The sequence below is a fragment of the Paralcaligenes sp. KSB-10 genome (genome assembly GCF_021266465.1).
Lineage (GTDB): Bacteria > Pseudomonadota > Gammaproteobacteria > Burkholderiales > Burkholderiaceae_B.
In genome coordinates this window covers 849613-865656 of the sequence record NZ_CP089848.1, presented here as the reverse complement: position 1 = coordinate 865656, position 16044 = coordinate 849613, and the positions used below count along the sequence as shown (strand labels likewise).

The 16044-nt window shown below is 59.1% G+C and carries 12 protein-coding genes and 1 tRNA gene; 7 read left to right on the top strand and 6 right to left on the bottom strand.

Annotated features, from left to right (window positions below):
• Positions 1–9: 9 nt before the first annotated feature.
• The 4 genes from LSG25_RS03980 to LSG25_RS03965 form a co-directional block, all read right to left on the bottom strand.
• Entirely contained in the window at positions 10–1233 is a 1224-nt protein-coding gene (locus LSG25_RS03980; protein WP_232743419.1) for a PrpF domain-containing protein, read from the bottom strand.
• Between the two features lie 79 nt (positions 1234–1312).
• Positions 1313–1552: a DUF3820 family protein gene (locus tag LSG25_RS03975; protein ID WP_232743418.1), complete on the bottom strand. Its 240-nt coding sequence runs from the start codon at positions 1550–1552 to the stop codon at positions 1313–1315.
• 16 nt (positions 1553–1568) lie between these two features.
• Positions 1569–2738, bottom strand: coding sequence for a benzoate/H(+) symporter BenE family transporter (locus tag LSG25_RS03970; protein WP_232743417.1), 1170 nt, complete (start codon positions 2736–2738; stop codon positions 1569–1571).
• A 172-nt stretch (positions 2739–2910) separates the two neighbouring features.
• Positions 2911–3813 carry a LysR family transcriptional regulator gene (locus LSG25_RS03965; RefSeq protein ID WP_232743416.1) on the bottom strand — a complete coding sequence of 301 codons (903 nt, stop codon included), beginning with the start codon at positions 3811–3813 and terminating at the stop codon, positions 2911–2913.
• A gap of 86 nt (positions 3814–3899) precedes the next feature.
• Between LSG25_RS03965 and LSG25_RS03960 the strand changes: the two genes are divergently transcribed.
• From LSG25_RS03960 to LSG25_RS03945, 4 genes are read left to right on the top strand one after another with little or no spacing between them, the layout of a single operon-like run.
• The gene (locus tag LSG25_RS03960; RefSeq protein WP_232743415.1) at positions 3900–5243 is read left to right on the top strand and encodes an acyclic terpene utilization AtuA family protein; all 1344 of its coding nucleotides are present in this window, start codon (positions 3900–3902) and stop codon (positions 5241–5243) included.
• A gap of 27 nt (positions 5244–5270) precedes the next feature.
• The gene (locus tag LSG25_RS03955) at positions 5271–5600 is read left to right on the top strand and encodes a hypothetical protein (protein ID WP_232743414.1); all 330 of its coding nucleotides are present in this window, start codon (positions 5271–5273) and stop codon (positions 5598–5600) included.
• Positions 5601–5634: 34 nt separating this feature from the next.
• Positions 5635–6603, top strand: coding sequence for a tripartite tricarboxylate transporter substrate binding protein (locus LSG25_RS03950; protein ID WP_232743413.1), 969 nt, complete (start codon positions 5635–5637; stop codon positions 6601–6603).
• 31 nt (positions 6604–6634) lie between these two features.
• Positions 6635–7381, top strand: coding sequence for an SDR family oxidoreductase (locus LSG25_RS03945; protein WP_232743412.1), 747 nt, complete (start codon positions 6635–6637; stop codon positions 7379–7381).
• Positions 7382–7383: 2 nt separating this feature from the next.
• Here LSG25_RS03945 and LSG25_RS03940 read toward each other — a convergent pair whose 3' ends face one another.
• Positions 7384–8577 (bottom strand): MFS transporter, encoded by a 1194-nt coding sequence (locus tag LSG25_RS03940; RefSeq protein WP_232743411.1) that lies wholly within the window; start codon positions 8575–8577, stop codon positions 7384–7386.
• 368 nt (positions 8578–8945) lie between these two features.
• Between LSG25_RS03940 and LSG25_RS03935 the strand changes: the two genes are divergently transcribed.
• Positions 8946–9272: a type II toxin-antitoxin system RelE/ParE family toxin gene (locus tag LSG25_RS03935; RefSeq protein WP_232743410.1), complete on the top strand. Its 327-nt coding sequence runs from the start codon at positions 8946–8948 to the stop codon at positions 9270–9272.
• Positions 9241–9549: a helix-turn-helix transcriptional regulator gene (locus LSG25_RS03930; RefSeq protein WP_232743409.1), complete on the top strand. Its 309-nt coding sequence runs from the start codon at positions 9241–9243 to the stop codon at positions 9547–9549. The genes LSG25_RS03935 and LSG25_RS03930 overlap by 32 nt, the downstream gene beginning before the upstream one ends.
• 133 nt (positions 9550–9682) lie before the next feature.
• On the opposite strand, the gene LSG25_RS03925 is transcribed toward LSG25_RS03930, so the two are convergent.
• Positions 9683–9761: transfer RNA gene (locus LSG25_RS03925), tRNA-Ile, on the bottom strand.
• Positions 9762–10056: 295 nt separating this feature from the next.
• On the opposite strand from LSG25_RS03925, the gene LSG25_RS03920 reads away from it, so the two are divergent.
• Positions 10057–16044 (top strand): alpha-2-macroglobulin, encoded by a 5988-nt coding sequence (locus LSG25_RS03920; RefSeq protein ID WP_232743408.1) that lies wholly within the window; start codon positions 10057–10059, stop codon positions 16042–16044.

Here is a 16044-nt window from a genome sequence, read left to right as displayed (position 1 = left end):
TGTTGGCGATTATTGAGACAGGTAGGCTTTTAGTTCGTTGGATGCCCGGTACAGAGGCATCGAACCGCGCAGCAGAATCTGTGCGCTGCGGCGGTATGCGGCCTGTTCAATACGGGTGTGTCCGTCATCCAGGACGGCGTCGACGCGGGCTTCCAGGATTCCGGCGGGGTTTTCAATCAGGACGCGCTGGGTTTGCGACTGAGCGCTTACCGGCGACAGCCCGGCGGCAATGCCGTGCGCCACGGAGCCTGGCAGCAAGCAGGCCGCGGCCAGGCAGCAGCCTCCCGACACGGCCAGCGAGGCATGTGCCTGCTGGGGAGTGAAGTAACGGGCGTTGATGTTTCCGCCGGCTTGCGGCGACGACACTATGCAGACTTTCGGGATGGTTTCACTGGCACGCAATTGTTCCGCCGTCATCAGGCTGCCGTCGCGGTTCTTGAGCTCCATCTTGTGCCCGGCATCCGTCCAGATCTCCCGCAGGCGGGCTTTGAACTGGAGGTCGGCATCGAGTTCCCCGGCCGTTTCGCAACCGGTTTTGCCCAGGTCGGCCGCGGCCACGATTACCATGGGTACAGCGACATCCACGCAACTGACATCCAGGCCAGCGATGCGGTCAATGACTGCGCCGGTGGGCAATAGTCTTCCGGTCTTGGCGCCGACCGGTTTATGCAGATAAAGGTCGACTCCGGGGAAGGCGCCTTCCACACCAGGGATTTCCGTATTGGCTTCGAGCCGGCCTTGTTGCAGTTGCATGACGGCCGACAATCGTGTTTGGGTATTGGTATTGAATATGTCCAGCGTGGCAGCCGATGGTTCCGGCCCCCATTGGACCAGTCCGGTGTCGAGTGCATAAAGCGGCAGGGCGGCCGACATATTGCCGCAATTGACACTCCAGTCGATGGCGCTTTTTGTTGCCGCCAGCTGCGCCAATGTGCTGATCAGGGTTTTGCCGTCTTCGCTGAAATCGACAATAAAAACCTTGTTGCTGGTTGCCGGGCCGCGCCCCAGTCCTGTGATTTGCCTGTTCTGGGTGAGTTCCCCTTCGAGTGGGACTCCCATCAGGTGCCGGATCAGTTCGTCGCGCAACTCGGGCGTGGCTGGCAGATGGCGTTGCCAAAGCACTATCCCGGTGGAAGTTCCGCCGCGCATATGGTAGACGGGGAACTCCACCACGCCGGCATGCAGGCGCGGGGCCAGATGCGCAAGGCGGGGGTCTGGGAAAGCATCAAACATTATGGCTCGGCTCTATATACAAAGTTTTTATCGCAAGCGATGCATGATACTTGCGTCGCGGACACGATCATAGCGTTTCTTATTCTACTTTAGTGCCGCCGGCGCCTGTTTGGCCTCGCAAAGGCGCCAGGAGCGGGGACAGGCCGTTGTGATCGATTTCCTGCATCAAGGCCAACAGGCGGCCGATCTCGCCTTTGGGGAAACCTTCGCGGGCAAACCAGTTAAGGTAGTGTCCCGGCAGGTCGGCGATCAGGCGCCCTTTGTACTTGCCGTAAGGCATGGTGCGCGTCACCAGGAGCTGGAGGTCTTCGGGATTCATCGTCGCCTGCCTGCCGCTAATGGAGTCTGATGCGTATGGAACGGCTTATCACATGCGCAACAGTCCCGAACACCAGCCCCCAGAATGCGCTGCCTATGCCCATGAGCGTAAGTCCGGATGCCGTCGTTACAAAGGTGATCAGGGCTGCCTCGCGCCCGTTCGCGTCCTCGAGTGCGCCAGCCAGGCTGTTGCCGATAGTGCCCAGTAGCGCCAGGCCTGCGATGGCGGCCACCAGTTCCGAAGGAAAAGCCGTGAACAGCCCGACCACTGTGGCACCGAAAATACCCGTCGCCAAGTAGAAGAGTCCGGCCCAGATCGAGGCCAGATAGCGTTTTTCAGGATTGGGGTCGGCGTCCTTGCTCATGCAAATGGCCGCGGTAATGGCCGCCAGGTTAAAGGAAAAACCGCCAAACGGCGCCAGCAGCAAACCCGTTATTCCGGTCCAACTGATAAGCGGCGACGCCGGCACCTGATAGCCGTTGGCGCGCAGCACCGCCAGGCCCGGCACATTCTGGGAAGTCATCGTAACGATGAACAGGGGGATGCCGACCCCGATCAAGCTTGAAACGGAAAAGCTGGGCATCATGAATACGGGGCTCGCCGGAGCCCAGTTCAAGGCATCGAGCTGCAGAAGGTTTTGCACCGCCGCCCATGCAATACCCACCGCCAGCGCCAATGGAACGGTATAGCGGGGCAGCCATTGCCGGGCCAGCAAAAAGGTAAGGAACATCAGGCCCACCAGTACCAACTGAGTCTGCATGGCGGTAAACAGGTTCATCCCGAAGCGGATCAGTATCCCGGCCAGCATGGCCGAGGCAATGGCCTTGGGGATGTAGTGCATGATCTTTTGAAACCAGCCCGTGATCCCGCATACCGTTATCAGCAGCGAGCAAAACAGGAAGGCGCCAATCGCCTCGGACATGCTCAGCCCGGACAGGCTGGTGGCCAATAGCGCGGCGCCGGGCGTGGACCACGCCGTCAGCACCGGGCTGCGATAATAGAGGGACAGGCCGATGCAGGTTACGGCCATGCCTACGCCCAGCGCCCAGAGCCATGAGTCCAGTTCGGCCGGGGTGGCCCCGGCAGCGTGCGCCGCCTGGAAAACAATGGCTACCGAGCTGGTGTAGCCGACAAGCACCGCAATGAAGCCGGCGGAAATGTGGGAAATCTTGAACCAGTTGCTCACAGCGGTCCTTCTTGGCTAAGAACGTGCGGCGCCATTCTTTTATCGGGCGCAAAAGCGGCATGCTAACACTTGAAGGCTGCTTCTTCACGAATGAGCCGATGGTCACTGCCGCCGAGCCTGGTGTCCGGGAGGGCGCCATGCTTGGGCGCGATTCGGCCGAGTTGCATTGATTTCACTTGTCCAGCATGCCTCCTGGGGGCGATTTTTCAATTTGATTCCACATTGCCTGCGCTGCCGCCGAAAGGCTTCTGTCCTTGCGCTTGATAATATAGATGGGGCGCAATGCTTTCCTGGCATTGATGGGACAAGCAAGCAGGCCGGGGCGATTACAGAGATACACTGCCAGTTGGGGCACAATACTGATGCCGAAGCCGCTGGAGATCAATCCGGCCAAGGTGCCGAACTGCGCAACCTCCAGGCCGCTGTCGCGAATTTTGGTTCCGCTTAGCAAGCCTTGCATCTGTTGCCATACGCTGCCTGAACGCACGGTGTGGATAAAGTCGCGGTCCTTGAGATGGCTTAGCCTGATTTGCTTTAGATGGGCCAGGGGATCGTCTTCCCGGCAGATCAAATACAAGCGCTCATTGAACAGCAGCCGTGTGTCGAACTCGAGATCGTTACCGCGTTGTGCGTTAAGGCCCAGATCCACTTCGCCTCGGGCGATCATATCCAGGCAGCGGTCCGAAACGACATCGTGCAGGCGTATATCGATTCCCGGATGATCCACTTTGAAGTTGGCCATCAGTTGCGGCAGCCAGGCGGCAGCCAGAGAGGGCGGGGCCGCTATGGAAACCCGGCCTTTGCGCAGCAGGGATCTCTCATTGAGTTCCGCCATGGAAGCGTGGATTTCGGCGGCTATGCGATGGGCGCCGGAGGAAAACACTTCTCCTTCGGGAGTAAGAGCCACATTGCGGGTATCTCGATCAAAAAGGCGGGTGCCGACCTTTTCTTCCAGGCGGCCGATCATCTGGCTGAAGGCGGAGGGCGACACATGACAACGCCGCGCCGCAATCGAGAAGCGCCGGGTTTCTTCCAGAGCCAGGAAAGCGTCGATCAAACGACCGGAAAGATTCATTAAAAAAACAGTATAAACATTAAGATATATTAAGTTTACATACAAAAACAAATGGTTCAAGCTTGCCGTGGAAAAGGAGCAGGGATATGGATCGTTTGCTGATAGGGTGCGGCGCCGGCTTTTCAGGCGACCGTGTCGACGCCGCCGGCCCGGTGGTGCGCACGCTGATAGAGCGGGGAGGCCCCGCCGCTCTTATGTTCGAAATGCTTGCGGAACGGACTCTCGCCACGGCACAGCTGGCCCGGCGCCTTGATCCCGAGTTGGGCTACGAGCCATTGCTGGAATTGGAGTTGCGGCCCGTTCTTGCCGATTGTCTGAATCATGGGATAACCATTGTTGGAAATTTTGGTGCAGCCAATCCTCGGGGAGCGGCGCAGATGATCCGGCGATTGGCTCGCGAATTGGGCCTTGTGCCGCCACGAATCGCCGTAGTATCGGGCGACGATTTATCCAGCAAGGCAGGAAGGCAAGTTATAAGAGACTGTCTGCCCGGCGGTTTTGACGACGATCGCTTTGTATGCGCCAACGTGTATCAGGGGGCGTTCGAGATTGCCGGGGCCATCAAGGCCGGAGCGCAAATCGTCGTTACGGGCCGGGTTGCCGATCCATCGCTTGCCCTGGGGCCGGCCATTGCGCATTTCGGCTGGGGCCGGACTGATTGGGATCTGCTTGCCGCGGCAACCATGGCCGGCCATTTGCTGGAATGCGGCACTCAAGTTACAGGCGGGTACTTTGCCGATCCGGGAAAGAAAGATGTGCCCGGCATGCATGATGTGGGCTTTCCCATTGCGGAGATCTCCCCGGACGGCGCTTGCGTCATCACCAAGGCGTCTGGCACCGGCGGACTGGTCGACGCGCGCACGGTCAAGGAGCAGCTGCTGTACGAGTTGCATGATCCGGCGGCTTACATTACTCCCGATGTCGTGGCAGATATCAGCGAGGCTGAAGTCACCGAACTGGGCCCGGATTGCGTAAGGCTGAGTGGTGTGCGCGGCCATGCCCGAACAGCCACGCTCAAGGCCAATGTGTTCTTCGATGGAGGGTGGTTCGGCGAAGGCGAGATCTCATACGCGGGTCCGAATGCCCAGGCGCGTGCGCGCCTGGCAATGGATATGATGCAAAAGCGGATGGGCAAGGTTCTGGACCTGCGCTTCGATCTGATTGGCGTGCTGAGCATAATCGGAGACGATGCCGGTCGCCTGCTGGAAAGCATTCCAGATGGGCAATCTACGGATATACGCCTGCGTGTTGCAGGCAAGCATGAAGACGTGCGGGTCATCGATCGCTTGTTGCGCGATGTGACCGCGTTATGGACGGGCGGGCCGGCGGGGGGAGGAGGAGTGCGCGTAGCCAAGCGCCAGCGATTATTGACCCAGTCCTGTCTGGTGCCCAGGGATCAGGCCCCAGCCACTTTTGAATTCTTAGCCTGAAATTTATAACTTGAGAGTCTCGTCGCCATGAATGAAATTCAGTTATACGAACTCGCACATGCACGCACGGGCGATAAAGGCAATCGCATCAATATCAGCCTGATCGCCTATCGGCCGGAAGATTTCGATTTGCTGGTGGCGCAGGTGACCGAATCGCGGGTAGCGGAACATTTTGCGTATCGCCGACCCGCCAGAGTCGTGAGGTATCTGCTGCCAAAAATCGGGGCCATGAACTTTGTTCTGGACGATGTCCTGGACGGTGGAGTGAATGATTCACTCAATCTGGACATGCATGGCAAGACATTGTCGTTTCACCTGCTTGCATTGCCAATTCTGGTCGCTTGCCAACGGACATAAGTACATATATCAATAACACATAAAAGGAGACATCATGAAATTATTGAACCTGCTCAGGATGGCGGGCCTGGCCCTGGGGGCCAGCGTTGCCGTACATGCGTCGTTCGCTCAAGGATATCCCGCCCGGCCTGTACATATGATTGTGCCATTTCCGCCCGGCAGCGCCACCGATATGGCAGCTCGGCTGGTTGGCAAGCAGTTGCAGTCGGCCCTGGGCCAATCTTTTGTCATAGAGAACAAGCCTGGCGCCGGAGGGTCCATCGGGGCCATGGAGGTTGTTCGGGCCGCGCCCGATGGCTACACGATGATGTTCGCATCCAATTCGGCCATAGCCTCCAATGTCGCGCTGTTGAAAAACATTCCCTACAATCCGAACAAAGATTTCACGCCACTTTCGGGGGCAGGCGAGACTTCCTTGGTGCTGATGGTAAAGCCCGATTTCCCCGCCAAGAATCTGCGTGAATTCATTGCTTATGTGAAGCAGCGTCCTGGCAAGCTCAGTGCGGGTTATGGCTCTTCCAGTTCACAGATATGCATCTCTTTGCTGGACAAAATGGCTGGACTGGACGTGCTTTCGGTACCTTACAAGGGAATTCCCCTGGCGGTGAACGATGTGCTGGGCGGAACGCTGGACTTTACATTCGTGGATCTGGGCAACGCCATGGCGCAGGCCAAAGGCGGCAAATTGCGCCCTATCGCCATTACATCGGAGAAGCGCAGCACACTGGCACCCGACTGGCCGACGCTGTCGGAAGAGTTGCCGGGGTATAACATTACGGCCTGGTTTGCCATGGTCGGGCCGGCAGGAATTCCTTCGGAGGTCGTCGCCAAACTGCATACGGCAATGACGGGGGCCTTGCAGAATCCGGAATTGAAAGAACGGTTCGGCAACGTCGGCGTTACGCCCATGGCCATGGCTCCCGAACAATTGAAGGGCTTCATCGCTTCCGAGATTGATAAATGGAAAAAGTTGGCTAAAGACGCCAATATCGAACCCAAATGACTGCAGACAAGACAGCTCTTGAAATAAGCGAATGAAAAAAACCATTCTGATTACCGGCGCAAGCCGCGGCATTGGGGCTGAAATTGCCAGGGCCGCCGGCAAGGCCGATTACAAAGTCGGGGTCAATTATCTTGGCAGCAAGGCCGCCGCCCAGGCACTGGTTCGCGAAATTTGCGATAGCGGCGGCGAAGCTCTTGCCTTGCAGGCCGACGTCAGCCGTCTTGACGACGTCGAACGTCTTTTCTGCGAGCTTGACGCAGCGTATGGTCCTCTTGATGTGCTGGTCAACAATGCCGGGAAGCTTGCGAACTTTCGCGTCGACACGACCGATGAGTCTAATCTTTCAGGGCTTTTCGGTGTCAATATGTTTGGCGCTTTCTATTGCTCGCGCGAGGCGATCCGGCGCATGTCGCATGCACACGGCGGCAAGGGCGGTTGCATCATCAATATGTCGTCGGTTGCCTCCCGGCTTGGCGGGCTGAGCGGCGGCGCGGCGTATGCCGCGTCCAAAGGCGCAATGGATGCTTTCACCCTATCCCTGGCTAAAGAGGTCGGCCTGGAGGGGGTTCGCGTGAATGGCCTGCGGCCCGGGCTTATCGAAACGGAGATCCATGAGATGCACGGCGGCCTTGCGCATGTAAGGGAACTGGCAAAGTCGCTGGTCCCGCTTGGGCGCTCCGGGACGGCCGCCGAGGTGGCGGCGGTGGCGTTGTGGCTGGCAAGCGATGCCGCGTCGTATGTGCATGGCGCCGTCGTCGATGTGTCTGGAGGGCGTTGATGTCAGCGCGGCCGGTCTGGCTTCGTGCGAGGCAGCCATCGCCAGAAAACACCGGCGGCGATAAAGCCGAGCAATCCGGTTGCGACCACGGCGCTGGCCAGTGAGGCCAGTGCGGTGACGGCGGAGAGCAGGGCGGGTGCGCCGCTGGCGCCGACATCGGCGATCAGCCGCCAAATGCCCAGAAACTGGGTGCGTCCGATGCGGGGAGAGGCATCGGCGCCCAGTGTCATGATAATTCCCGATCCGATGCCGTTGCCAAGGCCTATCATCATGGATACGGCCACAAAACTGACCAGGCCGTCTGTTATTGGTATCAGAATCAGCGAGATTCCCATGATGATGACGGATGGCATCGCGACTGAAAGCCGACCGTGTTGATCCATGGCCTTGCCCGCAGGATAGAAAGCCAGCATATCAATCGCGGACACCGTACCGTAAATGATTGCGGTGGCCGTGGGGCTCAAGCCCAGGTGATCCGCCCACAATGGTATGACGATCTGGCGGGCGGACCGCAGCCCGCTGACCAGCAAGATGCCGAAGCCCAGTGTCAGGAATATTTGCCAATGATGCCGCGCAATATTCGTCAGTGTCGGCGCCGTGTTGGCGCCGGCATTTTTCGATGCCAGATGATCTTCAAGATCGGGTACAGTAAAGGCGAGCAATCCCGAACTGAGCATCGCCACTATCGCGATCCAGTACGCGCCCGGCAAGCCCATGTAATGCATCAGCGCCGCGCCCAGGAACGGCCCGATGAATATGCCGATACGCCGTGTGCCGCCCAGTGTCGACATGGCTCGCGCGCGCATGTGGATAGGCACGGCTTCAATAAGATATGTCTGCCTGGCCAGCATGAGTACCGATGAAGCCATGCCTATCATCAGCACGCCCAGTGCCAGCAGCCATATCTGGTTCGGGATAAGGCAAAAGATCATCGCCAGCACGCTGAATGCCGCCGCGGCGACCATGGAACGCCTTTCGCCGTATCGGGCAATGATCAGCGCGGCAGGGATATTGCTAAAGAGCGATCCAATGCCGATCAGGCCTACGATAAGGCCCGCGAGCGCCACCGACGCGCCAAGATCTCTGGCGCTGAGCGCGATGATGGGTAATATCGAACCTTCGCCTATGCTGAAAAGCAAGGACGGGCCAAATGCCGAGACAGCAATTTTTCTGAAACTGAAAGGGGCGTCGCTCATAGATGGATTGGACGCACGAAATATCCTCTCGGCGTAGTGACCGCATTGGCTTTGAATGCAGAGGCTGTTTGAAGGGTCTCAATTATGGCACTGGCGTGGGGTTGCCGCAAATGTACGAGAACGCCTGTACGAGAACAAGAATGTTGTCATTGATTAACTGCTCCACAGGCCGGGCAAGCAAATGGCGGTTACGACGCGCGGCTGGCACGTTAAGGTAGAACAACTCTTAGTCAAACTCGTGCTCAATCGTCGTCAACGCGGTAGCCGACCGAAATAATGGCATCACAGGTTTGTGAAGGCCAAAGTCATTCCGATTCATAAGACCGCAGCCTGATAACTATCTAATATAGCAAAAAAGAGATAAACTCATGATATGGCAGGTAAAGCTATTGCAGGCCGCAGAAAACGAACTACTGGCATTGCCGGCCGATATACGTGCCCGATTTCTGCATATTGCCGAGCTGCTGACTGAGTTCGGCCCGCAGCAAGTGGGTATGCCACATGTTCGCCCGCTGGAGGGCAAGTTATGGGAAATACGCATGACAGGCCGTGACGGTATAGCCCGTGCAATCTATGTAGCCCGAGCCGGTCGGATGCTAACGGTGCTTCATGTGTTTAGCAAGAAAACACAGAAAACCCCACGCAAGGCTATGGATATAGCCCATGAACGCCTACGGAGGCTTAACGATGAATGATTTATCTAAATTGAAAAGCCGCTTGCTGGCTAACCCGGAAGCCCGCGCTGAATACGATAAACAAGCGCCCGAGTTTGCCATTGCCCGCGAATTGATAGCAGCGCGTACACGCGCTGGACTGACGCAAGGCGAGATTGCCGAAAGGATGCACACAACGCAATCGACGGTTGCCCGGCTGGAAAGTGGCCGAACAATGCCGTCTTTACGCACGCTTTCACGCTATGCCGAGGCTACAGGCAGCCGTGCCGTTATCAAACTTGAGAAAACTGTTGTCTGATCGTATCGGGCATCGCAGTACCAAGGCCCTCTGCGACAGGGAGGCGTTGATCATCCGAGTCTACACAGCATCTGCATGAGCCAGAAAGCGAAACGGCCAATCCGCAAAGATCGGCCGTAACCCGCATGAATTTTGGTGCCCCCCCCGTGAGTCGAACACGGCACCAACGGATTATGAGTCCGCTGCTCTAACCAAGCATGAGCTAGAGGGGCAAACGGCAAGCCTCGCGCCTAGGGCGAAAACCCACCGTTAAGCCCGCAATTATGGCATAAAGTCTCAAATATTTCCCGCCCGCGGTACGGCGCGCGGGGAGCGTGCCCGCCTGTGCCTGACTCATACCCTGTTTTAGAGGGTCGCTCCGCGTTGTGTCCGAGCTGTGTGCCATCGCCCGCGCAGCCTTGCGGGATCTTGCAAAGCAGGCTACTTTGTCAGTCGGGTTTGGGGCACATAAAATGCCTGCGGTGTGCGGTTGATGTTGGGCACAAGCAAAAAAGGAAAGAGGATTCAATGATAGGCATCAGAACACTTGCTCTGGGATTGTTTTTGCTTGCGTCGGGTGCGTGGGGCGCGCAGATAGCACAGCTTTCGCCGCAGGGGCAGGTGGCCCGGATTGAAAGCGTCAAGGCCACATTCGATGTTCCCGTCATTGAATTCGGCAACGCGCAGGCGGCGCCGCCGCTGGATGTCGTGTGCGACGACGTGGCGGTCAAGGGTAGCGGGCGCTGGGTTGATGGCAGGCACTGGACTTACGTTTTCACGACCGCTCCGGGGCCTGGGGTGCATTGCTCGGCACAGGTTCGGCCGGCCTTCCGTACGCTTGCCGGCCAGGCCCTGTCGGGCAAGACTCTGTTTGCCTTTCAGACCGGTGGCCCGATCGTCGCCGATTCGCGGCCTTACGATTCCACCATCGATGAAGACCAGGCTTTTGTGCTGCATTTCAATGGGGCTGTGGCGCCTGAGTCGTTGCTGGCCAGTACTTCGTGCCTGGTTGAAGGCTTGGGCGAAGCCGTGCCGGTGCGCCTGATTACCGGCGATGCACGCAAGGCTATTTTGAAAGCCAGCTATTTTCCCGAGAAAGCGGCGGGCGATGCGGCCATTCAGGTGCTGCAGTGCAAGCGCCGCCTGCCCGCCAATGCCAAAATGCAATTGAAGGTCGGCCCCGGCGTCAAGACACTGTCGGGGGTTGCTTCGTTAAAAGCCGAAACACTGGACTATACGGTGCGTGAGCCATTCAAGGCCACCTTCAGTTGCCAGCGGGAAAATGCCAAGGCGGCGTGTACGCCTGTACTGCCTATCAGACTCGACTTCAATGCCCCCATATCTTACGACGATGCGCAGAAAATCCGCCTGAAGACGCCATCGGGCGAACGGGCGCCGTCCATGGAGAAAGGGGCGGAGCGAACGGCACTCGTCAACCAGGTTCAGTTCGATGGGCCGCTTCCCGAACTGGCCGACCTTAGCATCATAGTGCCCGTGGGTCTGAAAGACGACGCCGGACGTGCGCTGGCCAATGCCGATCAGTTTCCGCTTTCTACCCGGACCGCGGCGTTTCCGCCTTTGGTGAAATTCGCGGCGGCGCCGTTCGGCGTGATCGAGCGTTTCGCCAATCAGCCGGACGGAGGTTCGGAGGCCGACTACCCAGCCAGCGTTCCTCTGACCGTGCGCAATGTCGAAGCGGCTTTGCCTGGCAAGGAACTCAGCGTTTCTACGGGCAAGGTGCGCGACTACACGCCGCAGGATGACGTCGATGTGCTGCACTGGTTTGCACGGATCCGGCGGTTTCATGAAAACACTTGGACGCCCAGGCAGATCAAAGCGATCATGGCGGACAAGAAACCCGGGTCCGACAAAGGCCAAAGCATCAATACCCGCGAAATTTCGGTGCTCGATACGCAAGCGGCGGCTCGACAATTGAAGTTGCCCGGGGCGACCAAGGACGACCCCAGGCCGTTCGAGGTTATTGGCATTCCGGTCGAGCCGGGTTTTCATGTCATCGAGATTGAATCGGCGCGCTTGGGCAATGCCTTGATCGAACCGAAAAAGCCGATGTTCGTACGCACTTCGGTGCTGGTTACCAATCTCGGGGTGCATCTCAAGCGCGGCCGCGACGACGTGCTGGCCTGGGTCACTACGCTCGACGAAGGCAAGGTGGTGCCGGATGCGGCAATCGCGGTACTTAGTTGTTCCGGCCAATTGCTGGCCACGGGCAAGACCAATGCCCAGGGCATATGGCATTATCCCAAGGCGCTTGCAAGCCCCGAATCCTGCGCAGACACGGGTTTGAGCGGAATCTTTGTATCGGCCCGGATTCCCGCCAGCCATCCGCTGGCCCGCCACAAGGCCGATTTTGCCTTTGTGTTTTCGGGCTGGGACCAAGGCATCGAGTCGTGGCGTTTCAATGTGCCCACCGACACCAGCCCCTGGCTGTCGGTGGTGGCGCATACGGTGTTTGACCGTACCTTGCTGCGTGCCGGCGAAACAGTGTCGATGAAGCATTTCATACGCAATCAAACCCGCCATGGCCTGGCCGTGCCTAATCCCGATAAATTGCCAAACACCCTGGTGATCGAACACCAGGGCTCCGATCAACGCTATGAGCAGTCGCTGGTCTGGTCGAGTACATCGTCAGGGGGACTGAGCGCCGCAAGCCAGTTCGCGATTCCGGCAACGGCCAAGCTGGGCAACTATAGCGTGACGCTGGTGCGCCGGCATGCCCATGCTGCCGAAGCGGGCGACGACAGGCCGGACGATATGCCGAGCAGCGGGCAGGATAGCAGTCTGTATGGCGGCGATTTTCGGGTAGAGGCTTTCAAGTTGCCGGTGCTCACAGGCAGTTTGAAGATCAGCAGCCAGGCGGGGAGCGGGGCGCTTGTGGCCCCCAAGGCACTGAATGCCGATGTACAGATTGCCTACGTCTCGGGCGGTGCCGCGGGGCAACTGCCTGTAAGCCTGTCTGGTGTGGCGCGCGACAAGTCTGTGCGCTTCGATGGGTATGAAGACTATTCGTTCGAAGAGCCCAAGGCGGGGGATGCGAATCGGGATGAAGGCACCGACGAGATGGAAGCCGAATCGCCGTCCGCTTCCGACGACGCCCAGTCGCTGTTTATGAATAAAAAATCGATAGTGCTGGATGCCCAGGGCGGCGGGCGTCTGGCGATCGATTCCCTGCCCGAATTCAAGCGAGCGCAAGACCTGCTGTTTGAAGCCAGTTTTGCCGATCCGAATGGCGAGATCCAGACCCTGAGCCAAACCGTGCCGGTATGGCCGGCCAGTGTGCTGGCGGGCATACATTCGGAAAGCTGGGTGCAGATGGGGCAGCCCACGGCGGTACGTGGCGTGGCGCTTTCGCCCGCCGGCCAGCCTCAGGCCAATGTCGCCATGACCGTCAGTGCGGTGCGTTCCACTACGTATTCGATTCGCAAGCGCATGGTGGGCGGTTTCTACAGCTACGACAGTCATGTCGAGACCCGGGATCTGGGTACGGTGTGCCAGGGTAAAACCGACGATAAGGGTTTGCTGGAGTGTTCGGTCGACCTGAAAGAGGCCGGCTCGATCCAACTGGTGGCCAGTGTCGCGGATGCGCAAGGCCATGTATCGCGTGCGGCTTCGACAATCTGGGTGGTAGGGTCTGCCGATTTGTGGTTTGGAGGGCAGAACGACGATCGCATTGATGTCATCCCCGAAAAGAAGGCCTACAAGCCGGGGGAAACAGCCCGTTTTCAGGTGCGCATGCCTTTTCGCGAAGCGACGGCACTGGTCGCGGTTGAACGCGAGGGTGTATTGGCCACGCAGGTAGTGACGCTATCCGGAGTCGATCCCAGCGTCAGCGTGCCCATCAAACCTGAGTGGGGGCCTAATGTCTATGTCTCGGTGCTGGTGTTGCGCGGGCGTTTGCGCGAAGTGCCCTGGTATTCGTTCTTTACCTGGGGCTGGCAGCAGCCCCGCGTCTGGTACAGCGCATATACAGGCAAGGGCCGGGAATCTTATGCCGCCCCGACCGCGTTGGTCGATTTGTCCAAACCGGCCTTCCGTTATGGCCTGGCTGAAATCCAGGTGTCCGATACCCAGGATCAATTGATCGTCAAGGTGAGTGCCGACAAAAGCACTTACCAGGTCCGGGGCAAGGCAAAGGTAACGGTGCAGGTCAGCCTGCCCGATGGCAAGCCCGCGGCCAATGGCCAGGTGGCGTTTGCGGCGGTAGACCAGGCTTTGCTGGAGCTTTTGCCCAATAGCAGCTGGGATCTGTTGGGGGCCATGCGTCAGCGTCGCAGCTACGGTGTGGAAACATCGACAGCCCAGATGCAGATCGTCGGGCGACGTCATTATGGCCGCAAGGCCTTGCCCGCGGGCGGCGGCGGGGGCAAAAGCCCGACCCGCGAATTGCTGGATACGCTGTTGCTCTGGCAGCCCCTTGTGCAACTCGATCAGGATGGCAAGGCCCAACTGACCGTGCCCCTGAACGACTCCATCAGCCGCTTCAAGCTGGTGGCCATCGCCGATTACGGCGCCGGGCGTTTCGGCACAGGCAGCACCAGTGTCGCCACGACCCAGGATCTGCAATTGATTTCCGGCTTGCCGGCTTTGGTCCGAAGCGGCGACCGTTATCAGGCCACGGTGACCGTGCGCAATACCACTTCGCGAGCGATGACTGTCGATGTGAGCGCCAGCTACGGCGGTGCGGAGGTGACGGGGCAATCGCTTGCCGCGCAAAAAGTGCAGATTCCCGCCGGTGCCGCACAGCTTGTCAGCTGGACTTTGCTGGCGCCCGACAGCAAACAGCTCGATGGCTCAGGCACGCTGAAATGGCAGATGCAGGCCAGTGAACAGAACGTCGCATCCCCGGCTTCGGATCGCCTGGCCGTGACGCAAGCCTTGATACCCAGCGTGCCGGTGACCGCCATGCAAGCGACTTTGCTGCCTATTGATGCGCGACAACCCATCGATTTGCGTGTTGCCGTGCCGCAAGGAGCGCTGAGCGGTCCCGACGGCCGTGCGCGCGGCGGCCTGGAGGTGACTCTTCAATCGTCGCTGGCGGGAGGTTTGCCGGGTGTCAAGCAGTGGTTCGCGCGCTACCCGTACACCTGCCTTGAGCAACTTGGGTCCACGGCTTTGGGCCTGCGCAGCGCCAAGCGCTGGCAGACGCTCATGCATCAATTGCCCAATTACCTGGATGGCGATGGTTTGCTGACGTATTTTCCAGGCATGCGCCACGGCAGCGAAGTGCTGACAGCCTATCTGCTGGTCGCCAGCAACGAGGCGCAGGCGCTGGGCCTGCCGTTTGCCTTGCCCGATGCGGCCAGGGAATCCGTGGAGCGGGGCTTGCTGGCGTTTGTCCAGGGGAAAATAGTGCGCAATTCCTGGGCCCCGCAGCGTGACCTGGACGTGCGCAAGCTGCTGGTCCTGGAGGCGCTATCGCGCGAAGGGCTGGTCAATGCGCGGCTGCTCGACAGCATTGCCATTGCTCCCGATCATTGGCCGACCTCGGCGGTGATCGATTGGCTGGCGGTGTTGCAGCGAGTGCCGGCAATACCCAATCAGGCGGCGCAAATGAAGCAGGCACGGCAGGTCATCATGGCGCGCCTGCTGATCCGTGGGACCGAGCTGGCGTTTCCCGACGATGCCCAGAACAACTGGTGGTGGCTGATGGTCAGTCCCGAGGTGAATATGGCCAAGCTTATGTTGACGACCATCGGCCAGCCGGGATGGGAAGACGATATTCCGCGCATGGCGCAAGGCTTGCTGCATGCGCAGACCAAAGGGGCATGGCGCACAACCACAGCCAACCTCCTGGGCAGCCTGGCGCTCGAGAAATTTGCGCAGCATTACGAGAAAACGCCGATTTCAGGCCAGGTCCAGGTCCGTTTGCAGTCGGATCCCAATGGCCGAACTGTCAATTGGGACTCCCTGCCCGAGAAGGCCGGAGTCCGCATGCAAGGCCTGTTCCGCCCCTGGTCCGCGTCGTCGGATACTTTGCTGATCGAGCAGAAGGGCCCGGGTCAGGCGTGGGCAACCGTGAGATCGATGGCCGCCGTGCCTGTTGTCAAGCCGGTAATGGCGGGTTATCAGATCTCGCGTACGGTGACCTCGGTTTCCCAGGCTGTACCGGGGGTATGGTCGCGCGGCGACGTGTATCGCGTCAAGATCGATATCCAGTCTAAAACCCCCAGCACCTGGGCGGTTTTGACCGATCCGATACCCGGTGGCGCAACCATCCTGGGCAGCGGCCTGGGCCGTGATTCGGCCATAGCCGCCAGTACCGCAGATAGCGAGAAAAACATATGGCCCAGTTTCGTCGAACGCGGCTTTGATTCTTATCGCGCTTACTACGAGTACCTGCCGCAAGGTGCCAGCAGCGTTGAATATACGGTTCGCTTGAATACCGTGGGTCAGTTTCACTTGCCGCCAACCCGCATCGAGGCCATGTACCAGCCCGATGTGTACGGCATGGTGCCCAATAGCGCGGGCCTGGCGGTGCAGGCCGTCAAGGTGCCGTAG

Bases quoted from the DNA above. Each gene is read 5' to 3' on its own strand.
- LSG25_RS03950 (WP_232743413.1), top strand. From the start codon at position 5,635: ATGAAATTATTGAACCTGCTCAGGATGGCGGGCCTGGCCCTGGGGGCC.
- LSG25_RS03975 (WP_232743418.1), bottom strand. From the start codon at position 1,552: ATGAATCCCGAAGACCTCCAGCTCCTGGTGACGCGCACCATGCCTTAC.
- LSG25_RS03920 (WP_232743408.1), top strand. From the start codon at position 10,057: ATGATAGGCATCAGAACACTTGCTCTGGGATTGTTTTTGCTTGCGTCG.
- LSG25_RS03930 (WP_232743409.1), top strand. From the start codon at position 9,241: ATGAACGCCTACGGAGGCTTAACGATGAATGATTTATCTAAATTGAAA.
- LSG25_RS03935 (WP_232743410.1), top strand. From the start codon at position 8,946: ATGATATGGCAGGTAAAGCTATTGCAGGCCGCAGAAAACGAACTACTG.
- LSG25_RS03940 (WP_232743411.1), bottom strand. From the start codon at position 8,577: ATGAGCGACGCCCCTTTCAGTTTCAGAAAAATTGCTGTCTCGGCATTT.
- LSG25_RS03955 (WP_232743414.1), top strand. From the start codon at position 5,271: ATGAATGAAATTCAGTTATACGAACTCGCACATGCACGCACGGGCGAT.
- LSG25_RS03980 (WP_232743419.1), bottom strand. From the start codon at position 1,233: ATGTTTGATGCTTTCCCAGACCCCCGCCTTGCGCATCTGGCCCCGCGC.
- LSG25_RS03945 (WP_232743412.1), top strand. From the start codon at position 6,635: ATGAAAAAAACCATTCTGATTACCGGCGCAAGCCGCGGCATTGGGGCT.
- LSG25_RS03960 (WP_232743415.1), top strand. From the start codon at position 3,900: ATGGATCGTTTGCTGATAGGGTGCGGCGCCGGCTTTTCAGGCGACCGT.
- LSG25_RS03965 (WP_232743416.1), bottom strand. From the start codon at position 3,813: ATGAATCTTTCCGGTCGTTTGATCGACGCTTTCCTGGCTCTGGAAGAA.